We start from the raw sequence: 21,135 nt of genomic DNA on the forward strand, positions 1-21,135 counted from the left end.
CTTCCGGGTGGCCGCGGTTCTGCGTTGTGGTGGGTCAGGTCATGTCGACGTCCTTGGTCTCGATCAGCCTCTTGGTGCACACCAGACTCAGTACCGACAACAGGGCCAGCATGACGCCGATGGAGATGCTGCCGAATGCGGCCGTGAGCGGTGCGGCGAGCATCGGCGGAATCGCTCCACCGAGAACTCCGGCGAGGTTGTAGCCCAAACCTGCTCCGGTGTAACGGAATCGAGTCTGGAACAGCTCGGGGAGCAGGGCTCCGGTCGGTCCGTAGGCCACTCCGAAGATGGCCAGCGTGACGCACATGCCGATCACGAACGCTGCCGGTGACCCGGTGTCGAGAACGGGGAACAGTGCGATCGACCAGGGTATCGCGATGATGCACGCTCCCATGATCACCCGCCGACGTCCCACGCGATCGGAGTAGGTGGCAGAGACTGCGATCGCGATTCCGAAGATCACCGCGGCTCCGATTCCGGTGATCAACACGAACGGGCGCTCGAATCCGAGTGTCTTGGTGCCGTAGCTCGTCAGGTACGCGGTTCCCATGTAGAAGAAGGCGAACAGTGATGCCAATGCACCTGCAGCAGTGATGATTTCGCGCTTCTGGATGCGCCAGGCGTCGAAGATCGGCAGTTTCGTCGGAGCCGCGTTCGCCGGTGCCTGCTCCTCGACGAGTTTGTTGGCGCGAAAGACCGGGGTCTCCTCGATGGCCAACCGCATGTACAGGCCGATGAGTACCAGAACGGCGCTGAGCAGGAACGGGATTCGCCAACCGTAATTGAGGAACGTCTCGTTGGTATCGCCGAGCAGGAGGCCGGTCGCGAGGAATGTGGCGCTGGAGAAGATGAAGGCGGCCGACGGTCCCAGCTGGGGGAACATCGCGTAGAACCCGCGTTTGCCGGGCGGTGCGTATTCGGCCGTGAGCAGGGTCGCGCCGGCCCATTCGCCGCCGACCGCGAACCCTTGTCCGAACCTGAGCAGTACCAGGATGATCGGCGCGGCCACGCCGATGGTCTCGGCGCCGGGGAGCAGACCGATCGCGAACGTGGACACACCCATCAGCAGCAGTGTCGAGATCAGGGTCTTCTTGCGGCCGATGCGGTCACCGAAGTGTCCGAACAGCACTGCGCCGACGGGCCTGGCGATGAACGCGACGGCGAACGTCGCGAACGAGGCCACCGTGCCTGCGGTGGAGCCGAGGGCCGGGAAGAAGATCGTCGGGAAGACCAGCGCTGCTGCGGTGCCGTAGATGAAGAAGTCGTAGAACTCGATCGTCGTGCCGATGCCACTGGCGACAGCGACCCGGCGGACACTGGTCTTGGTCTGCACCGCAGGTGGCGTCGACGCGGACACACCCGGGTCGTCGGGTGAGACAGTGGTCATTGTTCCTCCGTTTTGTCGGGTATCGGGTAAATGTGCGATACCGAGTGCGACGAACGGTAGTGACCCGGGTCACCCCACGAATACCCCCGGATGGGGGTGTGGGTGGCGGAGAGTGCGCACGTCCGCCGAGGGTTCGACTCAGGCGCACCTCAGGGTTCGCCGGTACCGTTTCGTCACGGGGGCGGAGAGCCCGTTTCTGCGGTCGGTGAAGCGGAGGTGTTCGTATGTCCATAGACCACAATCGAGACGTGTTCGACAGCGCGCGGGTAGCCGCTGCATACGTGGAGTACGCGGGTCCCACCGATGGGTTTCTCGACCGTGGGGAGGCGGCGGCGCTGGTCGCAGCAGCCGGGGTTGCTCGCGGGAAACCGGTACTGGATGTGGGCGTCGGCAGCGGCCGAACCACGGCGCTGCTGCGACTGCTCAGCGACAACTACGTCGCGATCGACTACGCACCGAACATGATCGCGAGCTTTCGACGGAACTTTCCCGACCTACCGGCGCACGTGGCCGACGCACGTGATCTCGCGGACTTCGCCGACGGCGAGTTCGGCTTGGTTGTGTTCAGCAACAACGGAATCGACACCGTGACACACGACGAACGCCGTCGGGTGCTGGCAGAATTCCACCGAGTTCTCGGCGAGTCCGGAACTCTGGTCTTCTCCACTCTCAACCGCAATGGACCGTCGTTCGGGGAGAAGCCGTTTCAGCTGAGCAGGCCGACCCAGAAATTCACGTTCTCACTCGAGCGCATCGTGACCGCCGTCGGCAGGCGACTGCTCGATCCCGCCGGAGTCGTTCGTAGCGTTGCCAATTGGTGGTCTGCGCGCAGTCGAGTTGTCGATCGCGGAACGTGGGCCGTCGCTCCGCTCGCTGCGCACGATTTCGCTCCGATCATGCACTTCACCACGGTGACGGATGTGCGACGACTGGTGACCGACGCCGGATTCACCATCTCCGAGATCTTCGCCGACGACGGTTCGATCGTGGCCCCCGACGCTCCGACGAGCTCGGCGGACAACTTCACCGTCGTCGCGCGAAAGTAGGGGCCCTCAGCCCAATCGCTCGAGTGCCTCGGTCATCTTCTCCACCGTATCCGGCGCGACCTTGGCCTCGAACCCTGCCTTCAGAAACGGGCCGGCCACCTTGGCGGCACCGTTGAATTCGATTTTCGCGTGGTAGTCGACTCGGGTCGAGCGCGGTCCTTCGGCGGTCAACGTGATGTCGTCGACGCTTGTGGCCGTCTTGTTCTCACCTTCGAACACGACGTGATCGGGCTCGTCGGTGACCAATGTGTAGGTCAGTTCGGTGGTGATACCGAACAACTTCGAAACGTTGTGCCACTGCGTGCCGACGGCAACCGGACCGTCGGAAATCTGTGTACAACTCTGGGTCCCGGGATCCCACGCTGCCGCATTGGAGAAGTCCCGGAGAAATGCCGCTGCCTTCTCGATCTCCACTGCGGCGGTGAATGTTCTGGTGACGTCGACCATGACGCTCTCTCTTTCTTCTTCGTGTGGATCAGTCTTCGAGGCGGACGCCGAGATGGTCGGCGAGACGGCGCATGGTGTCGACGATCTGATCCTCGGTCACCCGGGGGAAGCCGGCCATCTTCCTGAACTCCTGGTCGGTGACGCGTGACCAGTCGTAGACCTGAGTCAGGGCAGTGCGATCCTCGGAGACCGCGTCGAGCTCCCAGGACCACCGCGTACCGCGAGGCTCCATGCCTCGACGACGAGGAATCCATCCGATGCGCCGGTCCTGCTCGAACACGAACACGGTGTTCTCCATGACGTACTCGCCGAGCTCCGGCTGATACATGTCCATCGCGAAGGTGTCGCCCACGGCCCCCAACGGCATCGGGTCGATCGCCCCACGCAGCATTTCCGAGCCGTCGACCGCTGCCTGGACCTCGGGGTTGACGAGCGCGGTGAACACGGAGGCGGGGGGAGCGTCGATCACGCGCCTAACGGTCAACTCGTCGGTCATGGAACACGCCTTTCAGTTATTTGTGCTGGCTACGGACTTACCCCCGTCTGCGGGGAAAGAAACTCCGATCGCCGTTTTTGCCTCGCAGTGGACACAGCGACGAAACACGACCGCCACCAATCGTTCGTACAGTCGCCGGGTCGGACTCCGCACAATCCAGGTGCGGAGCAGCATCTTGTCAAGGGGTAGCCATGAGTGGAAATACCGTCCGCCTGCAGGCGATCAAAGACGTCGAGGCGTATGTACCGCCTGCGGTCAGCTTCGTCGGAGACGAGAAGCCGGGCGAGATCTTCGGTGAGAACGTCTTCAGCAAGGTCGTCATGCAGAAGCGTCTGCCCAAATCGGTCTTCAAATCGGTGATGGCAACGATCGACAAAGGCAAGAAGCTCGACCCCATGGTCGCCGACGCTGTCGCGTCGGCGATGAAGGACTGGGCACTCGAGAAAGGCGCGACGCACTACGCGCACGTCTTCTACCCGCTCACCGGGTTGACGGCCGAGAAGCACGACAGCTTCTTCGATCCGGTCGGTGACGGCAGCGCACTCGCGGAATTCGCGGGCAAGACCCTGATCCAGGGCGAGCCCGACGCATCGAGCTTCCCCAACGGCGGCCTGCGCAACACGTTCGAGGCGCGCGGATACACCGGCTGGGATGTCACCAGCCCGGCATACGTGCTCGAGAACCCGAACGGCAACACTCTCTGTATCCCGACGGTGTTCGTCTCGATGACCGGTGAAGCCCTCGACCACAAAACGCCGCTGCTGCGCAGCCAGCAGGCGATGGGCGGTCATGCCGAGCGCATCCTGAAGCTCTTCGGCCACGAGAACGTCGAGAACATCGTCTCGTTCTGCGGCCCCGAGCAGGAGTACTTCCTCGTCGACCGGCACTTCTTCCTCGCCCGGCCGGACCTGCTCAATGCAGGCCGCACCCTGTTCGGCTCGAAGCCGCCCAAGGGCCAGGAGTTCGACGATCACTACTTCGGTGCCATCCCCGAGCGGGTGCTCGGCTTCATGATGGACACCGAACGGGAGCTGTTCAAGCTCGGCATCCCGGCCAAGACCAGGCACAACGAGGTCGCACCCGGACAGTTCGAGATCGCCCCGATGTTCGAGCGCGGAAACATCGCGGCCGATCACCAGCAACTGCTGATGACGACGTTCAAGACCATCGCCAAGAAGCACGGCATGGAGTGCCTGTTCCACGAGAAGCCCTTCGAGGGCGTCAACGGCTCCGGCAAGCACGTCAACTTCTCGCTCGGAAACTCCGACCTCGGATCGCTGCTGGTTCCCGGCGACAACCCACACGACAACGCGCAGTTCCTGGTCTTCTGTGCCGCCGTCATCCGCGCGGTACACAAGTACGGCGGTCTGCTGCGCGCGTCGGTGGCGTCGGCGACCAACGACCACCGCCTCGGCGCGAACGAGGCTCCGCCCGCGATCATCTCGATCTTCCTCGGCGATCAGCTCGCCGACGTGTTCGATCAGATCGCCAAGGGCGCGGCCACCTCGTCGAAGGGCAAGGGCACCATGATGATCGGTGCCGACACCCTGCCCGTGCTGCCGACCGATCCCGGTGACCGCAACCGAACCAGCCCGTTCGCCTTCACCGGCAACAGGTTCGAGTTCCGTGCACCCGGTTCGATGCAGACCGTCAACGGCCCCATGGTCACGATCAACACGATCATGGCCGAGGCTCTCGACTACATGGCGACCAACCTCGAGACGGCCGTCGCCGACGGCACCGATTTCGACACCGCGGTGCAGAACCTGTTGACGGAGATCATCACCGAACACGGCGCCGTGGTGTTCAACGGCGACGGCTACTCCGACAACTGGCAGATCGAGGCCGAGGCACGCGGTCTACCGAACCTGCGTACGACGCTCGACGCGTTGCCGGAGCTGATCTCGGATTCGGCCATGGAGCTGTTCGAGAAGTACAAGGTCTTCAACCACCGTGAGATGCACTCGCGCTACGAGGTGGGACTCGAACAGTACGCGTTGACGGTGTTCGTCGAGGCTCGTCTGACCCTCGAGATGGGCCAGACCTCCATCCTGCCCGCAGCGGTGCGATACCAGACCGAGTTGGCGCAGAACGTCAGCGCGCTCAAGGGTGCCGGTGTCGACGATGTGGACATGACTGCGCTGCAAGCAGTGTCGGCTCCACTGTCGGAGCTGCGCGCAGCGTTGACGACGTTGAAGACCGCCCTCGAAGCCGATCCCGGCGGCGAGGCACTCGCCGAGGCGACACACGCGAAGGACGAACTGCTGCCGGCAATGGCCGCCGTTCGATCTGCCGCGGACACCCTCGAGGCAATGGTGGCGGACGATCTCTGGCCGCTGCCGACGTACCAGGAAATGTTGTACATCCTGTAGTGCGCTGCGGGCAGGAGTGGAGCCTGCGGAACGACCGGGTAGCGCAGTGGTGTGGATAAATGCCCCGGAGGGCACTTATCCACACCACTGTTGTGTTCGGGGTGAGCAATATCTCGAGTCGGAATAGCTCGATGGATCTTTCGGGTTCGGAGTGAACAGTGGCAAAGCAGTGCACGCACTCGTGAGGAGAGAGATTCATGAAGTTGTTTTCCCCGTTGGCACTCGGTGAGCTGAAGCTCGACAACCGGTTGGTGATGGCCCCGTTGACACGCGTGCGTTCCGGCAAGGACGGTGTGCCGGGCCCGCTGGTCGTCGAGCACTACAAGCAGCGCGCATCGCTGGGGCTGATCGTCAGTGAAGGCACCTACCCGAGCCACGCAGGCCAGGGCTTCCCGGGTCAGCCGGGCCTGGTGACGGACGAGCAGATCGTCGGCTGGCGCAATGTCGCCGACGCGGTCCATGCCGACGGTGGACTGATCGTCGCGCAGGTGATGCACGCCGGTCGGGTGACGCACGAGGCGACGACGGGTGGCCACGAGGTCGTCGGACCCAGTGCCATCGCCATCGAGGGGGACACCCACACCTACGAGGGTAAGAAGCCGTACCCCACCCCGCGTGCGCTGCGCGATGACGAATTGCCCTCCGTGATCGCAGATTTCGTGCAGGCGTCGAAGAATGCCATCGCCGCCGGAATGGACGGCGTCGAGATTCACGGTGCCAACGGCTACCTGTTGCACGAGTTCCTCTCGCCCGCCTCGAACCAGCGCGACGACGCCTACGGCGGCTTGCCGGAGAACCGGGCGCGCTTCGTGGCCGAGGTCGTCGAAGCAGTGGTCGCTGCTCTCGGAGCGGGCAAGGTCGGAATTCGCATCTCACCCGAGCACAACATCCAGGATGCGCTCGAGACGGACGCCGACGACGTGCGCGCCACCTACCGTGCGTTGGTCGAGCGGCTCGCGCCGCTGGGACTGGCGTACCTCAGTGTGCTGCACAAGGATCCGTCGGGCGATCTCGTCCAGGGTCTGCGACAGGCGTTCGGCGGACCGGTGCTCGTCAACAGTGGCTTCGGTGAGATCACCACCCGCGACGAGGCGCTTTCACTCCTCGACAACGGAATCGGCGACGCAGTTGTCGTCGGCCGTCCGGCGATCGCGAACCCCGACCTCGCCTACCGCTGGCGCGAGGATCTGCCGTTGAACGAGCCCGATCCGAGCACCTTCTACACCGATGGTGCCAAGGGCTACACGGATTACCCGGCCCTGCAGCACTGAGAGTGCCTGCGGCAGTGGTGCGGTCGAGTGCCCCAGAGGGCACGCAGGGGTGGAGCCTGCGGAACGACCCGAGAACAGTGCCGCACCACTGCGCGGAGCGCACTAGAAGTCGGCGGTCTTGCGGGCCCTGATCTTGCTGACGATCGAGAACACCACGGCGATGATCATCAGTGCGTAGAGCACGATGGTGATCGCGCTGCCGACCAGGATCGACGGGTCGCCCTCGCTGACGGCCAGTGCGCGTCGGAGTGACTCCTCGGCCAGCGGGCCGAGGATCACCGCGATCAACACCGGTGCCAACGGAATGTCGTATCGGCGCATCATGAATCCGACTATGCCGAGCCCGAGCATGAAGATCAGATCCACGATCGAGGCACTCGATGCGTACACGCCGAGGGCCGCGAACACCGAGATGCCGGCGTAGAGGTAGTTCTTCGGGATCTTGAGCAACTGCGCCCACAACGGTGCGAACGGCAGGTTGAGGATCAACAGCACGATCATCGCCACGAACAGGCTGGCCAGTAGGGCCCAGACGATGTCGCCGCTGCGCTCGAACAACAGCGGTCCGGGCTGCATGCCGTACTGCTGGAAGGCAGCCAACATGATGGCCGCCGTCGCCGACGTCGGAAGACCCAGGGCCAGAAGCGCTCCCATGGCCGTACCGGCCGTGGAGTTGCCGGCTGCCTCTGGTCCCGCGACACCGCGAATGGCACCCTTTCCGAACATCGGCTTCGTGCGCTTGCGATCGAGTCTGCGCTCGGTGCCGTACGCCAGGAAGCTCGGCACTTCGGCACCACCTGCGGGGATCACACCGAACGGCACACCGAATGCCGTGCCGCGCAACCACGCCGGCATCGCATCGCGGAACTCGGCCTTGCTCAGCCAGGGGCGTCCCTGCGACTTGATCAGGCTGCGATCCTCGGGTCGACCGATCTTGGACGCGATGTGGATGACCTCACCGAGCGCGAGCATCGCGACGGTGATGACGACGATGTGAATGCCGTCGAACAGGGCGGGTACCTCGAACGTGAATCGTGAAGCGCCCGAGGGGCCGTCGATGCCGATCACGGCCAGGGTGAGGCCGATCAGCAGTGCGGTCAGGCCTTTGAGGGCCGAGTCCGAGACCACGGCCGAGGTGGCGATGAACGCGAACACCGCGAGGGCCAGGTACTCGGCGGGGCCGAAGTTCGTCGCCAACGACGCGAGGGTGGGAGCGAAGAACACCACCAGGGTGGTGGCGACGATGCCGCCGATGAACGCTCCGATGGCGGAGGTGGCCAGAGCCTGTGGGGCGCGGCCGTTCTTGGCCATCCGGTGCCCCTCGAACGTCCCGGCGATCGCGGTGCTGTTGCCGGGTGTGTTCATCAGTATGCCGGAGATGGAATCGCCGAACAGGCCGCCGAAATACACGCCGGCGAACATGATCAGCGCTGCGGTGGGGTCGAGGGTGAAGGTGACGGGCAGCAGCAGGGCCACCGCCATGGCGGAGCCGAGACCGGGTAGGACGCCGACGGCGGTGCCGAGCAGCGCGCCGACGAACACCCAGACCAGGTTCATCGGGGTCAGCGCGGTGCCGAACCCGTCGATCAGATTGCTCAGTGAATCCATCGTAAGTTCAGCTCCGTCAGAAGATCTGGGCGAGAACGCCGCCGGGGAGGGTCAGGCCGAGGCCCGCGGAGAATGCGATCTGAACCGCGCTCGAGACCAGCAGAGCGACGGCCGCGTCGAACACGTAACGGCGACCGCCCAATCCGATCGAGACACCCCAGAACAACAGCGCGCCGGCGAGAACCCACCCGAGCGGATCGAGCAGTGCGATGAACACCGCTACCGATCCGACGGTGATCGACAGGGTTCGCCAGTTGCTGACGGTGCCGGTGTGCGGCACGCCGTCGCCGTCCACCCCACGGTCGACGACGTCGGGCTTGATCAACAGTTGAAGGGTGACCAGCAGGGCGACGACGAAGCAGCCTCCTGCAACGATGGCCGGAAAGACCTGCGGGCCAGGTGATGTGGCGGTGGGCGGAACCTGCATCGTGACGGTTCCGTAGACCAGGAAGGCTCCGAGTGCGACGAGCAGCGCCGGAACGATCAGTCCACTGCGGCCCGTCCAGAACGATCGGGATGTGTCCGTGTCGGTGGTCGTCGTTGTCATACCAGTCCCAACTCCTCGAGAATTCCGGTGATACGTGTCTGTTCGACGTCGAGGAACTCTCCGAATTCGTCTCCGGTCAAAACCGATTCCTTCCAGCGGTTGCGTTCGACGGCCGTGGCCCACTGTTCGGTCTCGACCATCTCGGAGACGATCTCGACCAGCGTCTGTCGGTCCTCGTCCGAGATGCCGGGTGGGGCAACGATTCCGCGCCAGTTGACGAGGTCGACGTTGTACCCCTGTTCGATGAACGTGTCCACGTCGAATCCCTCGAGGGGCTCGGGCGCGGCGACTGCGAGTGCGCGCACATTGCCCGCCTCGATCTGATCGCGGAAGTCGTTGAACCCACTCACTGCCACACCGACGGTGTTCGACAGCAGTGACGTGAGTACTTCACCGCCGCCGGAGTAGGCGATGTAATTGATTGCGGCCGGATCGATGTCGGCTTCCTGTGCCAACTGGCCCGCGACGATGTGGTCGATGCCGCCGAGCGAACCGCCGCCGATCGGAAGTCCTCCGGGGTTCGCCCGCCACGCCTCGATCATGTCTTCGAGATTCTGGATCGGTGAATCCCTCGGCACGACGAACACTTCGAAGTCCTCGGCCAGTTTCGCGATCGGGACGGTGTCGGCCAGAGTGGTCTCGGAGTTGTTGATCGCGATGCCGCCGAGCATGACGGTGCCGGTGATCATGACGGTGGTGGGTTGCCCGCTCAGGTTCTCGAGCTGGCTCAGACCGATGGTGCCGCCTGCACCGGGGACGTTGACGACCTGGGCGTTGTTGACGATGCCGTCGCTGCGCAGTGCCTGCTGCGATTCACGGGCGACGAGATCCCAGCCGCCACCTGCGGCGGCGGGCGCGATCAGCGTCAGTTTCGCTCGTGCGTCCGAGCCGCTGGCGCTGCGAGCGGCATCGATACCTGCCACGGTCACCGCTCCCACCACCACCAATGCGCCGACCGTCCGTAGCAGTGTGGGCGATATCGCCATCAGAGACCTTTCGTGTGGTGTGTCACAGCGTCAGGTTAGATACAGTTTGTCTGATTAGTCCAGTTCACAACTCTCCGAGGTGATCCTCGGTGGATACGACCAACGAGCAACGAACAACGGGAGAGAACGTGTCGGTATCGAGCGCAGTGGCAGTGGCGATGAGCAACACACCGGAGGGGCAGGAAGCGTTGCGTCGCGGTGCCGCCGAGGCCGAACTTCGTCAGGCTCCGTTGATCGTATTGTCCGTGGTGGACCGGGATTCGGTGTCCGCGGACGACCGCAACTCCGCGCAGGCCGAGGTCGAACGGACTCTGCCCGGTATCGCGACCATGGTTCGAGTGGAACCCGACGGCGGAGACCCGGCCGGTGCTCTGGTCGACCTCGTCGCGGACGTCGGTGCGGGAATGGTCGTCATCGGTTCCAAGCGTCGATCCGCGGTCGGCAAGTTCTTGATGGGCAGCACCGTGCAGAGAGTGCTGCTCGACTGCCCGGTGCCCGTTCTCGTCGTCAAGGCACCGTGACCACGACGTCGCACGGTAGTATCGGACAAAACTCTCACCACACGACCCTGAGGAATCATGGACAGCGATAAACCCGGGCCGGACACGGCTCCCCGCACTACTGCTACTACGTGCGAGGCGGTGTCCGGCGAATGAGCGTAGTGCTCACTCTCTTGCTCGGCCTGCTCGTCGTTTTTCTCATCACCGTCGCGACCGGCTACTTCGTAGCCCAGGAATTCGCGTACATGACCGTCGACCGCTCCCGGCTCAAGGCTCGCGCCGAGGCCGGTGACGCCGTCGCGGCTCGGACGTTGACGGTCACCAAACGCACCTCCTTCATGCTGTCCGGTGCGCAGTTGGGCATCACGGTCACCGGCCTGCTCGTCGGCTACGTGGCCGAACCGCTGATCGGGCAGTCGTTCGGCGCGATACTGGGCGGCGTCGGGGTTCCGACGGCCGTCGGTGTCGGACTCGGTGCCGTACTGGCGATCACGTTCGCGACATTCGTGCAGATGCTCTTCGGCGAACTGTTTCCGAAGAACTTCGCCATCGCGCGTCCCGAGCCGGTGGCCCGCTGGCTGTCGCTCTCGACCACCATCTACCTCAAACTCTTCGGCTGGTTGATCACCATCTTCGACCAGTCGTCGAACCTGCTGCTCAAAGCGCTCAAGATCGAGCCGGTGCACGACGTGGAGCATTCGGCCAGCCTGCGCGACCTCGAGCACATCGTCTCGGACTCACGCGAGACAGGCGATCTGCCCGACGAACTGTCGACACTGCTCGACCGTATCCTCGACTTCCCAACTCGCACAGTCGAACACGCGATGATCCCGCGTTCGCGCTCGGCCACGGTCCGAGACACCGACACCCTCGCCGAGGTCGCGGCTCTGATGGGCCAGGAGCATTCTCGATATCCGGTGCTCGACGAGGACGACGGCATCGTCGGCGTCGTCCATCTCGCGGACGTCCTGTCCGCGACGGTGCCGGGGTCCACCCCGATCTCCGAGCTCACGCGGGACGCGCTGATCCTCCCGGAGATCCAGAGCCTGCCCGACGCGATGCGCGAGTTGCGCTCGACGAAGAACCAATTGGCCTGTGTGATCGACGAATACGGCGGTCTGACCGGCGTCATCACGATCGAGGACCTGGCCGAGGAACTGGTCGGCGAGATCACCGACGAGCACGACGACGACCTGTCCGATCCGAGCCCGGTCAGTGCCGACGACGGCAGCTGGACCATGGCCGGTGAGGTACACATCGACGAGGTCGAGCGAGCGATCGGCATCGATCTGCCCGAGGGCGATTACGAGACCATCGCCGGTTTCGCCATCGCGCACAACGGATCTCTCCCCGACGTCGGGGAACGGATCGAAGTGGACCTACCACCGGACAACGCCGATCTGGCGAACGACGAGGAGAGTCCCGTTCGCTTCGTGATCCTCGAAATCGAAGAGATCGACAGCCACGTCCCGTCCCTGCTGACCCTGACGCTCGGCGAGCGTGACCCCGAGCACGACGACGAGTCGGCCGAGGCGAAGGAAAGTGTGCACCGATGAGCAACATCTGGGTCTTCCTGGCCGTCACGATCGGCCTCATCGCTGCCAGTGCCTTCTTCGTCGCCGTCGAGTTCGCGCTGTTGGCCGCCAAGCGGCACCGGCTCGAGGACGCCGCTCCCAATTCACGCTCTGCGCGGGCAGCTCTGCGCAGCTCGTCCGAGCTGACCGTCCTTCTCGCCGGCTCCCAGCTGGGTATCACCGTCTGCACCCTCGGTCTCGGTGCGACGACCAAACCGGCCGTGCACTACTGGCTCACGCCGTTGTTCGAGAGCGGCGGCCTGCCGTACTGGTTCGCCGACGTTCTCGGCTTCGTGCTCGCGCTGATCGTCGTCACCTTCCTGCACCTGGTGGTCGGAGAGATGGCTCCGAAGTCCTGGGCCATCGCCCATCCGGAGAAGTCCGCGACGATGCTCGCAATCCCGATGCGCGGCTTCATGTTTCTCACCCGTCCGGTGCTGACGGCGCTGAACAACATGGCCAACTGGTGCCTGCGGCGGGTCGGCGTCGAGCCGGCCGACACCGTGGGCACGGGCCAGAACGCGGACGATCTGCGTCAGCTGGTGGAGCATTCGGTGAACGTCGGTGCTCTCGATGCCAGCTACCAGGCGCAGATCTCGAGTGCGCTCGAACTGCAGGAGCTGACGGTCGGTGACCTGGTGCGCGAGTTCGGCAAGCCCACATCGGTGCCGTCGACGGCGACCATCGACGACGTGCGCGAGGCCTCGCGTCGCTCGGGGCATCTGCGGATCCTGGTCAGCGACGCGGATGTGGTCAAGGGAGTTGTGCACGTCCGCGACACGTTGACCGCACCGCAGACCCTCGCCGAGATCACGCGTCCGGCGTACACGCTGGAGTCGACGACCCCGGTGTACGTTGCGCTGCAGTCGATGCGGGAGACCAGGCACCACCTGGCGCTGGTGGTCGACGGTTCTGCTGCCGCTGACGATCCGGCGCGCAGCGTCGGCGTCGTGACACTGTCCGATGTGCTGACGCGGCTGTTGCCCCAACCCGTCTGATTCGATCCCGCCTTCGAACGAGGCATCCCCGCCCGGCCTGCGTGGCCGAGCGGGGATGCTTTGTCGTATCGGGTCGCAGATCTCAGACTGGGGCGACAACCAGCAGGTGTGCCCAGTACGACGCGACGTCGTGGCCGAGTTGGGGGAGCAGAACGTCGTAGAGCAGGTAGGACATCATTGCCGTCGAACTCCTTGTTCAGCGGGTCGTTGCCGACTCGCATTCCGAGACTGTGGGTGACCGAGACTGTGGGTCATTCAGACTCTAGATCACGCGGCCGTCGGTGACATCCATATCGCGCACTCGCCCCCCGTGGCGCACGTCAGCCGATGCAGCCCTGCAGGGTGGTGAAGCTGCCCGCGATTCCGGCACCGTCGCACACCGCGCCGGTCGGGGTGAGAGTGACGGTGGAGCCCGGTGCTGCCACCGCGATGGAGAGCCCGAGGCCGGCTGCCGTGTTCTGTGCCACGGCACCGGGGCCGAATGCGATCGCTGCAGGCGCACCACCGAAACTGCCGTTGCTGACTGCGGTTCCACCGTTCAGTCCGAGTGCAAGGGCTGCGGCATTGTTCATTGCCTCGGCCGAACCCCACCCCTCGAGGCCGAGGCCGGCCGCCGCACTCGCGACGTCTGCGGAGCTGTCGCACTGCGATCCTCCGAGGATCGCAGCGATATCCGCCCCTCCCGGGGCGGTGGTGCAGGCGACCGGCGCTGCTGATGCGGTGCCGGGTACCAGTGCCGCGAACGCGCAGGCGAATCCGAATGCTGCGGCTCCGCCGACAATCCTCTTGGTGTGGAACATGGTGAATGCCTCCCGAGATCGGTGCGTCGGCACCGGTGTGCCGAGCGTGACGGTCGCTGGGCCGTGTTGCTGGGGACCCGACTCCCTGATACCGAGTCTCGACCCGCCCGGGCGCAGCGGGGGTTCGGTAATATCTCGAAAACGTCTCGTTAGAATAACGCTGAGGTAACAGTGTTGAGGAGTGTGGTCGGTCCGAACGATTGCTTGATGATCGGACGTATCGATGAGGTCGTTTTCGACTGCTCGGATCCGGCGTTGCTCGCGCAATTCTGGGCCGGCGTGCTCGGTGGGAAACCTGCAGTACGCGACGACCGCTGGCATTACGTCGACGTTCCCGGCTTCACCCGGCTGGCGTTTCAGCGGGTCCCGGAGGGCAAGTCGGTCAAAAATCGACTCCATCTCGACGTCGACGTGCCGAGCATCGACGTTGCTGTCGAGCAGGCTATTGCGATGGGTGCGTCGGTGTTCGGCGAACGGCACTCCGACGCGGCGGGATCCTTTCAGGTGCTCCTCGACCCCGAGGGCAACGAGTGGTGCCTGGTGACGCCGCCCGGGTGAGCTCGGTCGATCAGCGAGTGTCGTGTTCGGCGCGTGATTCGAGGACGGTGGGCATGTTGCCCTCGATGAGTTCGATCAGATCGCTCAATCGGGTACCGACTTCGCGTCCCAGCGGGGTGAGGCTGTACTCCACCTTGGGCGGAATGGTCCCCTGCACGGTGCGAATCACGAGACCATCCCGTTCCAGGGTCTGCAGAGTCTGCGAGAGCATGCGTTCGCTGACGCCGTCGACGCGTCGGCGCAACGCATTGAACCGGTAATCACCCTCGGTGAGCGCCGCGAGCGCGAGAACGCCCCACCTGCTGGTGGCGTTCTGCAACGTCTGCCTCGACGCACAGTCCCGCGCGAAGACGGACGCTTCGAGTGATTCGGTGGCCTCGGACATACCTCCATGCTAGCGCATGCGAAAGGCATAGTGATGACTATGGGGGTTGCACTGCACGAAAAGTAAGTGCATAGTGGGTGAGTACTTGAAACCTCAACCTCAGGAGCTCGATCATGACCACAGCGGTAACCGGAGCAACGGGCAACCTCGGCGGCCTCGTCGTCGACGCACTCATCGAGCGTGGCGTTGCACCCGCCGAGATCGTGGCGGTGGTCCGAAACGCAGACAAGGCCTCGCCACTGGCCGAACGAGGCGTCGTGGTTCGGGTTGCCGACTACTCCGATTCGGCCGCGATGACGGCAGCTCTCGCAGGCGTCGACAAGCTGCTGCTCGTCTCGGGTTCGGAGGTAGGTCAGCGAATTGCACAGCACACCAACGTGATCGAGGCAGCCGAGACAGCCGGAGTCGGCCTCATCGCCTACACGAGCCTGCTGGCCGCCGATACATCCGGAGTGAGCCTCGCGCCCGAGCACAAGGCCACCGAGGAACGCCTCGCCGCGTCCGGCATTCCCGCGGTGTTCCTGCGCAACGGCTGGTACTGGGAGAACTACCTCGGCTCGCTCGCGCAGACCATCGAGGGCGGAGTGCTCCTCGGCGCGGCAGGAAACGGCAAGCTGGCCGCCGCGTCCCGCGTCGACTTCGCGCACGCGGCCGCCGCTGTGCTGACGCTCGACGATCAGGGCGGAAAGATCTACGAGCTCGGTGGCGACGAACGCCTCACCTACGCCGAGCTCGCGGCCGTCATCGGCGAGATCTCCGGCAAGTCGATCGCCTACAAGGACGTTTCCGAGTCCGAGTACGCCGCGATTCTCCAGGGCGCAGGACTGCCCGACTTCGTGGCAACCATGTTGGCCAGCGCAGATGCGGGAATCGCGCGCGGCGAGCTCGACACCGACTCCGGCGACCTGCAGGCCCTGATCGGTCGAGCATCCACTCCGGCCGCAGAAGTACTCCGCGCCGCAGTGTGACGGGCATCGGGGGCGGTACTTGTAGCGTGGGCGCGGTGAATCACTCCTACACCCGCACCATGTTCCTGGCCGCCTCCGTCTCGCTCGTCCTGCTGACGGGTGCGTGCAGCTCGGACTCCGACGCCTCGTCCTCGGCGACGTCCACGTCCTCGGCTTCGTCCGCCGCCGCTGCCCCGGCCGCCGCGAGCACCTGCCCCACAGCGGCACCCGACGCCGCGGCCACCCCCGACTGGACCCTCGACGGGGACTCGGGCAGCATCGCCGTCGTCGGATCCACCGACACCGCCGCGCCCGCTATCACCGTCGACACCCCGTTCAGCGTCGCCGAGACCCAGGTCGAAACGTTGACAGCGGGGGACGGGCCGGTCATCGCGTCCGACGCCGAGGTGTCGGTCTGCTACGTGGGCGTCAACGGACGTACCGGAGAGACGTTCGACAGCAGCTTCGAGCGGGGTGCACCGATCGAATTTCCACTGGATGGAGTCGTCGCCGGCTTCCAGAAGGCCATCGCCGGACAGACCGTCGGCTCGACCGTCGCCGTGGCGGTCACCTCGGCCGATGGATACGCGACCGGCAATCCGGCAGCCGGAATCGAGCCGGGAGACAGCTTGATCTTCGCGATCTCGATCCTGTCCGCGAGCTGAGTGCCTCCGGCAGTGGTGCGGTTGTGCGCTCTCCGCGGCACACAACCGCACCACTGCGGCTCCGCCGCACTTACACCGTCGAGAGCTGCTGAATGGTCGTCGCGCCGCCCGGCGTGGGTGTCGTGGTGATGAAGTTCGAGTCGTAACCCAGCGATTCGACGACTCCGCGGATCTCGCGGAACTGCTCGACGCTGACGTCGGGCGTGCGCTTGAGCACGAATCCGGACGTGCGGTTGGGGCTTCCGACGAACGCCCACGAGTAGTCGTCGGCAATGTAGGCGACGATGTAGTTGGTCGGACCGTCGAGGCTCTCCTGGGTGGGCACCCCCGGGAAGCTCACGTGCAGTTGAGCATTGGTGACGGTGTCGTTGACCCTGGCGTTTCCGACGATGCGGTTCTCGCCGCCGGTCCAGGTGGTGCAGGTGTTCTCGACGCGAATGTTGGTTTCGTCGATCATCTGGTAGTTCGCCTGGGTGTCACGAGCACAGATCAGGTTGAACGGCTGTGGCACCGCGGCAACCTGGTTCCAGGTGCCCAGGTAGCGCTCGACATCGAGTGACGGGATCGGAGCCAGCGGCTCCAGGCCGACCGATCCCAGTGGACCGACCGGCTGCGCCTGAGCCGGGGCCGCGGTCAGCAGTGCGCCTGCGGCCAATGCTCCGGCAATTGCGGTGCGTCCGAGTGCGGTACGGATGTTCATCAATTCGCTCCTTGTGTTGCGGTTGTGGTTACGGTCTCGCTGGAATCGATTCTGTTCGGCCACCAGATTTTCGGGCCGATGAGGGTGAACAGGGCGGGAATCACGACGGTGCGCACCACGAAGGTATCGAGCAGAATGCCGAGTCCGACGATGATGCCGAGTTGGGTCAGGGTGATCAGGGGCAGGACGCCGAGCACGCAGAAGACTGCTGCCAGAACGATTCCCGCGCTCGTGATGACACCGCCGGTGGCCGAGACGGCGCGCACGATGGCCGATCCGGTGCCGTGCCGAGGCGTCTCCTCGCGGGTGCGAGTGACCAGGAAGATGGTGTAGTCCACACCGAGCGCGACCAGGAACAGGAACGCGAACAGCGGGGTGTTGTCGTCGAGGGCGGGGAAGCCGAAGACGTGCAGGCTCACCCAGCTGCCGATCCCGATCGCTGCTACCGCACTCAATACCGTTGTGGCAACCAGGATCACGGGTGCGACGAGGGCACGCAGCAGTACCAGGAGCACAGCGAGCACGACCGCGAGGATCGCGGGGATCACCACGAGGCGGTCGCGGGCCGCTGCGTCGGATGTGTCGAGTGCCTTGGCGTCGCTGCCGCCCACTCGGGCTCCGTCGACGTTGCCGAGTGCCGAGCGAAGGTTCTCGACCACGGCGAACGACTCTTCGGACGCGGGGGCCGCATCGGTGACGACCGAGAGGCGGGTGAGTCCGGTGTCGGAATCCGCGACGCGATCGACCGACACGACACCGTCGATGCCCTGGGCGGTGCCGATGACTGCGTCGATGTCTGCGGTGGGAGCCAGGACCGTCATCGGATCGGCGGATCCGGCCGGAAAGTGTTGCGAGAGAGTCTCGAAGCCTTCGACGGACTCGGCGGTGACACGGAACTGCTCGGTCTGCGAGAGTCCGATCTGCGTTCCGAACAAGGCCGCGCAGCAGGCCAGCAGCGCGACGATGGTCACCGAGGCCGTCGCCACGGGGCGTCGGGCAACACCTGCCGCGATCGAGTGCCAGACGCCCTCCGTGGTGGTGTCACGGTCGGACTCCTTGGGGACGAAGGGCCAGAACAGCTTCGGGCCACACAGTGCCAGCAGGGGCGGCAGTACGAACAGCACGAACACCGCTGCCACGACGAGGCCTGCGGCGGCCAGGGCACCCAGGCTGCGGGTGCTGGGCAATATTGCCAGGAGCAAGGTCAGCAGCGCCAGGACGACGGTGGCGTTGCTGGCGAGGATGGCGGGCCCGGCATGGCGAACGGCGTGGCGCAGGGCGAGGCGATGATCGGGCTCGCGCCGCAGTTCCTCGCGGTACCGAGAGATCAACAGCAGCGCATAGTTGGTGCCGGCACCGAAGACCAGCACGCTGGTGATGCCCGACGTGGACCCGTCGAAGGACAGACCGGTGACCTCGGCCAGCGCGGTGCCGACGGTAGTGGCGAATCGGTCTGCGAAACCGATGACGGCCAACGGCACCAACCACAGGATGGGCGATCGGTAGGTGACGATGAGCAGGACGGCCACCACGAGCGCGGTAACGGCAAGAAGGGTGAAGTTGGCACCGGAGAACGAGTTCGCGATGTCGGCTCCGAAGGCCGGTCCGCCGGTGACCTGAGCGGTCAGATCGGGCGACAGGCCCTCGGTTGCTGCGGACCGCAGTTCGGTGATCAGTTCGTTGAGGGTGAAGCCCGACAACTCGGAATCGACCTGAACCAGCGCAATCGCAGCTTTGCCGTCGGGTGCGACGATCGGGGGCGGGCCGGGCTCGTCCGGTACCGAGCGATCCACGGCGATCAACCGGCTCTGCGCGGCAGCGGCGTCCTCGATGTCGGCCGGTGTGAGGTCACCGCCGTCTGTGCGGCTCAGAACCAGAATGACGGGTGCGGTGTCGGAGTCGGGGAACTGGGAGAGGAGCTCGTCCACCTGGTAGGACTCGGCCGACGTCGGCAACGAGTTCGGTGACTGGCCGGCGGAGTCGTTGCTGCCGACCAGACCCATCACGGCGACGGACAGAACGAGGACGGCGAGCGCGATCGCCCACGATCCACGGTGCGTCACGACTGCGGCGACGCGGTCCCAGACTGCGGTGTTCTCGGTTCGAGTGCTGTCCACGTGACAAACAATCTCATTTACTTAGATATTAAGCAACTGAATCTCTTGTGGGCAGTAGTCTGACCATGACCACAGCGAAGGAGTTACCACCGACATGGCCGACCGAAACCAGCTCGAATCCGCGATCTCCGCGGATCTCCGAGCGCTGTCGTCGGTCTCGGAACAGATCGGCCAAGTGTTCGGTGCTCTGCACAGCCTGCGGCCCAACGACTTTCGCGCGTTGCTCCACGTCATGGTTGCCGATGTCGAGGGTGCGCCGCTGACGGCGGGGGAACTGGGCACGATGTTGGGGCTGTCGTCGGCGGCGATGACCTACCTCGTCGAACGCATGATCACCTCCGGGCACATCCGCCGCGAATCCGACGCATCCGATCGACGCAAGGTCATTTTGCGATACGACGAGCACGGAATGGAGGTTGCACGCGGGTTCTTCGGCCCCCTCGGCAGGCGCACGAGCGCCGCGTTGGCGGACCTTCCCGACGCCGATCTCGCCGCCGCGCATCGGGTGTTCGAAGCGCTCATCGGAGCCATGCGAGAACACCACGCCGACCTGGGAGACAGCCGCCGGTCGTAACGAATGTTCCTGGTCCGATGTTCGAACCGCTGGTGGACGGCCTGCGCAGAATCGATGCTGGACTCCGAGCGTGCGAGTGCCGTAGGGTTGGCGCTGGTTGAGCTAACAGCCGGTCACGGGGAAACGCAGCGAAGTCGGCGTCCGGGTCAGGCTCTATTCTGCTCCCGCTGCATCGATCGGTTTCCCCCTCAGTTCGACCGATCGATGGGATCTGCCATGAGTGTTGAATCTTCAGGCAACAAAGTTCGAACCACCCCGGTGACTGTCGCGGAGAAGTCCGTGTCCGTCGCAGCGACCGGAGCAATCTTCACCGCGCACGACGGCCCCGACGGTTCACTCGTCGTCGCCGTCCACGGCGACATCGACATGCGCAGCGCGCCGATGTTCTCCGATTTCGTCTGCAGCCGCATGTCCAGCAAAAGGCATGTCACTCTCGATCTGTCCGATGTCGAATTCTTCGGCATCGCAGGTCTCACAGTCTTCGATGCAGTCCGTGAGTACACGGTAGGCATCGGTGCATCATGGTCGATCGTCGCAGGACGCTCGGTCTCACGTCTGATCCAGGTCGCCGACCTCGAGTCCACGATTCCGACGGCTCGTCCCTCGAACGACCGGTAGTACTCCGGCGATCATCGCCGCGACAAGAGGTGGGCAGCTCCGATTCAGGGGCTGCCCACTGTTCGTTCGGCCCCCGATCGCACCACCCGATCGACAGATCGGACGATCCCGGTCGACGGTGTGACCGAAGTTCGGGATCGTCCGAAACTGTTGCAGCACAGGCGAACTAGTCTTTGGTTCCTTCGGAGTCACTGAAGAACGCCCAGTCGCCGTCGTGCTCGACCTCGAGCCGCCACCCCAACTCCTCGTTGTCGGCGCGGCTGTCCTTGAACCAGGCGTGCGCGTCCTCGGAACTGGAGATGTCCTTGGTCGCGACGACGGTTCCGTGCGGATCGATAACTCTGTAATTTGCCATGCAGCCAGGGTGCCCCGATGTCGCAGAACCTAATCCACGGTGGAACGCGGCGGCCGACTCCTGGGATCCGCACACGCGCGCGCATTCGTCGAATGCGCGCAGAATCGCCTCCGAAACGTTGAGATTCTGCGCGCGGATGACAAACGCGCGCGCGTTTGCGGGGACCGGGTGGTGCGGCGACCGG

General features: G+C 64.7%; 22 protein-coding genes. 11 read left to right on the forward strand and 11 right to left on the reverse strand.

Going from position 1 to position 21,135, the window contains the following annotated elements; translation table 11 throughout:
- Positions 1 to 34 precede the first annotated feature (34 nt).
- On the reverse strand, positions 35 to 1,387 hold the full coding sequence (locus tag CH249_RS20520; protein WP_032395988.1) for an MFS transporter: 1,353 nt from the start codon (positions 1,385 to 1,387) through the stop codon (positions 35 to 37).
- Between the two features lie 224 nt (positions 1,388 to 1,611).
- Between CH249_RS20520 and CH249_RS20525 the strand changes: the two genes are divergently transcribed.
- Positions 1,612 to 2,433 carry a class I SAM-dependent methyltransferase gene (locus CH249_RS20525; RefSeq protein WP_094656515.1) on the forward strand — a complete coding sequence of 274 codons (822 nt, stop codon included), beginning with the start codon at positions 1,612 to 1,614 and terminating at the stop codon, positions 2,431 to 2,433.
- A 6-nt stretch (positions 2,434 to 2,439) separates the two neighbouring features.
- On the opposite strand, the gene CH249_RS20530 is transcribed toward CH249_RS20525, so the two are convergent.
- Positions 2,440 to 2,880 (reverse strand): SRPBCC family protein, encoded by a 441-nt coding sequence (locus CH249_RS20530; RefSeq protein ID WP_094656516.1) that lies wholly within the window; start codon positions 2,878 to 2,880, stop codon positions 2,440 to 2,442.
- A 28-nt stretch (positions 2,881 to 2,908) separates the two neighbouring features.
- Positions 2,909 to 3,376 (reverse strand): SRPBCC domain-containing protein, encoded by a 468-nt coding sequence (locus CH249_RS20535; RefSeq protein WP_032395985.1) that lies wholly within the window; start codon positions 3,374 to 3,376, stop codon positions 2,909 to 2,911.
- Between the two features lie 191 nt (positions 3,377 to 3,567).
- Between CH249_RS20535 and CH249_RS20540 the strand changes: the two genes are divergently transcribed.
- The gene (locus tag CH249_RS20540; protein ID WP_032395984.1) at positions 3,568 to 5,748 is read left to right on the forward strand and encodes a glutamine synthetase III; all 2,181 of its coding nucleotides are present in this window, start codon (positions 3,568 to 3,570) and stop codon (positions 5,746 to 5,748) included.
- A gap of 197 nt (positions 5,749 to 5,945) precedes the next feature.
- Positions 5,946 to 7,019, forward strand: a complete 1,074-nt coding sequence (locus tag CH249_RS20545) for an alkene reductase (RefSeq protein WP_094681880.1) — start codon at positions 5,946 to 5,948, stop codon at positions 7,017 to 7,019.
- A 102-nt stretch (positions 7,020 to 7,121) separates the two neighbouring features.
- Here CH249_RS20545 and CH249_RS20550 read toward each other — a convergent pair whose 3' ends face one another.
- Genes CH249_RS20550 through CH249_RS20560 form a run of 3 tightly spaced genes read right to left on the reverse strand, consistent with a single transcriptional unit; the run spans position 7,122 to position 10,160 of the window.
- Positions 7,122 to 8,627: a tripartite tricarboxylate transporter permease gene (locus CH249_RS20550; protein ID WP_032395982.1), complete on the reverse strand. Its 1,506-nt coding sequence runs from the start codon at positions 8,625 to 8,627 to the stop codon at positions 7,122 to 7,124.
- A 16-nt stretch (positions 8,628 to 8,643) separates the two neighbouring features.
- Positions 8,644 to 9,174 (reverse strand): tripartite tricarboxylate transporter TctB family protein, encoded by a 531-nt coding sequence (locus tag CH249_RS20555; RefSeq protein WP_032395981.1) that lies wholly within the window; start codon positions 9,172 to 9,174, stop codon positions 8,644 to 8,646.
- Positions 9,171 to 10,160 carry a tripartite tricarboxylate transporter substrate binding protein gene (locus tag CH249_RS20560; protein ID WP_032395980.1) on the reverse strand — a complete coding sequence of 330 codons (990 nt, stop codon included), beginning with the start codon at positions 10,158 to 10,160 and terminating at the stop codon, positions 9,171 to 9,173. The genes CH249_RS20555 and CH249_RS20560 overlap by 4 nt, the downstream gene beginning before the upstream one ends.
- Positions 10,161 to 10,249: 89 nt before the next feature.
- Here CH249_RS20560 and CH249_RS20565 point away from each other — a divergent pair, with 89 nt between their 5' ends.
- The 3 genes from CH249_RS20565 (at position 10,250) to CH249_RS20575 (ending at position 13,232) form a co-directional block, all read left to right on the forward strand.
- Positions 10,250 to 10,681 carry a universal stress protein gene (locus tag CH249_RS20565; protein WP_230596844.1) on the forward strand — a complete coding sequence of 144 codons (432 nt, stop codon included), beginning with the start codon at positions 10,250 to 10,252 and terminating at the stop codon, positions 10,679 to 10,681.
- A 131-nt stretch (positions 10,682 to 10,812) separates the two neighbouring features.
- Positions 10,813 to 12,216: a hemolysin family protein gene (locus tag CH249_RS20570; protein ID WP_094681879.1), complete on the forward strand. Its 1,404-nt coding sequence runs from the start codon at positions 10,813 to 10,815 to the stop codon at positions 12,214 to 12,216.
- Positions 12,213 to 13,232, forward strand: coding sequence for a hemolysin family protein (locus CH249_RS20575; protein WP_032395977.1), 1,020 nt, complete (start codon positions 12,213 to 12,215; stop codon positions 13,230 to 13,232). The genes CH249_RS20570 and CH249_RS20575 overlap by 4 nt, the downstream gene beginning before the upstream one ends.
- A gap of 320 nt (positions 13,233 to 13,552) precedes the next feature.
- Here CH249_RS20575 and CH249_RS20580 read toward each other — a convergent pair whose 3' ends face one another.
- Entirely contained in the window at positions 13,553 to 14,032 is a 480-nt protein-coding gene (locus tag CH249_RS20580) for a DUF6764 family protein (protein WP_032395976.1), read from the reverse strand.
- 207 nt (positions 14,033 to 14,239) lie between these two features.
- Between CH249_RS20580 and CH249_RS20585 the strand changes: the two genes are divergently transcribed.
- On the forward strand, positions 14,240 to 14,590 hold the full coding sequence (locus CH249_RS20585) for a VOC family protein (protein WP_094681894.1): 351 nt from the start codon (positions 14,240 to 14,242) through the stop codon (positions 14,588 to 14,590).
- A 10-nt stretch (positions 14,591 to 14,600) separates the two neighbouring features.
- On the opposite strand, the gene CH249_RS20590 is transcribed toward CH249_RS20585, so the two are convergent.
- Complete coding sequence (locus CH249_RS20590; protein ID WP_032395975.1) at positions 14,601 to 14,975, reverse strand: helix-turn-helix domain-containing protein; 375 nt, start codon at positions 14,973 to 14,975, stop codon at positions 14,601 to 14,603.
- 113 nt (positions 14,976 to 15,088) lie between these two features.
- Here CH249_RS20590 and CH249_RS20595 point away from each other — a divergent pair, with 113 nt between their 5' ends.
- A complete protein-coding gene (locus CH249_RS20595; RefSeq protein WP_032395974.1) occupies positions 15,089 to 15,943 on the forward strand; it encodes an SDR family oxidoreductase in 855 nt (284 codons plus the stop codon).
- 59 nt (positions 15,944 to 16,002) lie between these two features.
- Positions 16,003 to 16,587, forward strand: coding sequence for an FKBP-type peptidyl-prolyl cis-trans isomerase (locus CH249_RS20600; protein ID WP_094681893.1), 585 nt, complete (start codon positions 16,003 to 16,005; stop codon positions 16,585 to 16,587).
- 70 nt (positions 16,588 to 16,657) lie between these two features.
- Here the strand turns inward: CH249_RS20600 and CH249_RS20605 are convergent, their stop codons facing one another.
- Together CH249_RS20605 and CH249_RS20610 are read right to left on the reverse strand one after the other, a co-directional pair.
- The gene (locus CH249_RS20605; RefSeq protein ID WP_094645761.1) at positions 16,658 to 17,287 is read right to left on the reverse strand and encodes a lipocalin family protein; all 630 of its coding nucleotides are present in this window, start codon (positions 17,285 to 17,287) and stop codon (positions 16,658 to 16,660) included.
- Positions 17,287 to 19,350 (reverse strand): MMPL family transporter, encoded by a 2,064-nt coding sequence (locus CH249_RS20610; RefSeq protein ID WP_373453541.1) that lies wholly within the window; start codon positions 19,348 to 19,350, stop codon positions 17,287 to 17,289. Before CH249_RS20610 ends, CH249_RS20605 begins: the two co-directional genes overlap by 1 nt.
- A 148-nt stretch (positions 19,351 to 19,498) precedes the next feature.
- On the opposite strand from CH249_RS20610, the gene CH249_RS20615 reads away from it, so the two are divergent.
- Entirely contained in the window at positions 19,499 to 19,978 is a 480-nt protein-coding gene (locus tag CH249_RS20615; RefSeq protein WP_045196752.1) for a MarR family winged helix-turn-helix transcriptional regulator, read from the forward strand.
- Positions 19,979 to 20,257: 279 nt separating this feature from the next.
- Positions 20,258 to 20,596: an STAS domain-containing protein gene (locus CH249_RS20620; RefSeq protein WP_230596842.1), complete on the forward strand. Its 339-nt coding sequence runs from the start codon at positions 20,258 to 20,260 to the stop codon at positions 20,594 to 20,596.
- A gap of 166 nt (positions 20,597 to 20,762) precedes the next feature.
- On the opposite strand, the gene CH249_RS20625 is transcribed toward CH249_RS20620, so the two are convergent.
- Positions 20,763 to 20,951, reverse strand: coding sequence for a hypothetical protein (locus CH249_RS20625; RefSeq protein WP_094615637.1), 189 nt, complete (start codon positions 20,949 to 20,951; stop codon positions 20,763 to 20,765).
- Positions 20,952 to 21,135 lie beyond the last annotated feature (184 nt).

It is taken from the genome of Rhodococcus sp. 05-2255-3B1, assembly GCF_002258545.1.
Taxonomy (GTDB): Bacteria; Actinomycetota; Actinomycetes; order Mycobacteriales; family Mycobacteriaceae; genus Rhodococcoides.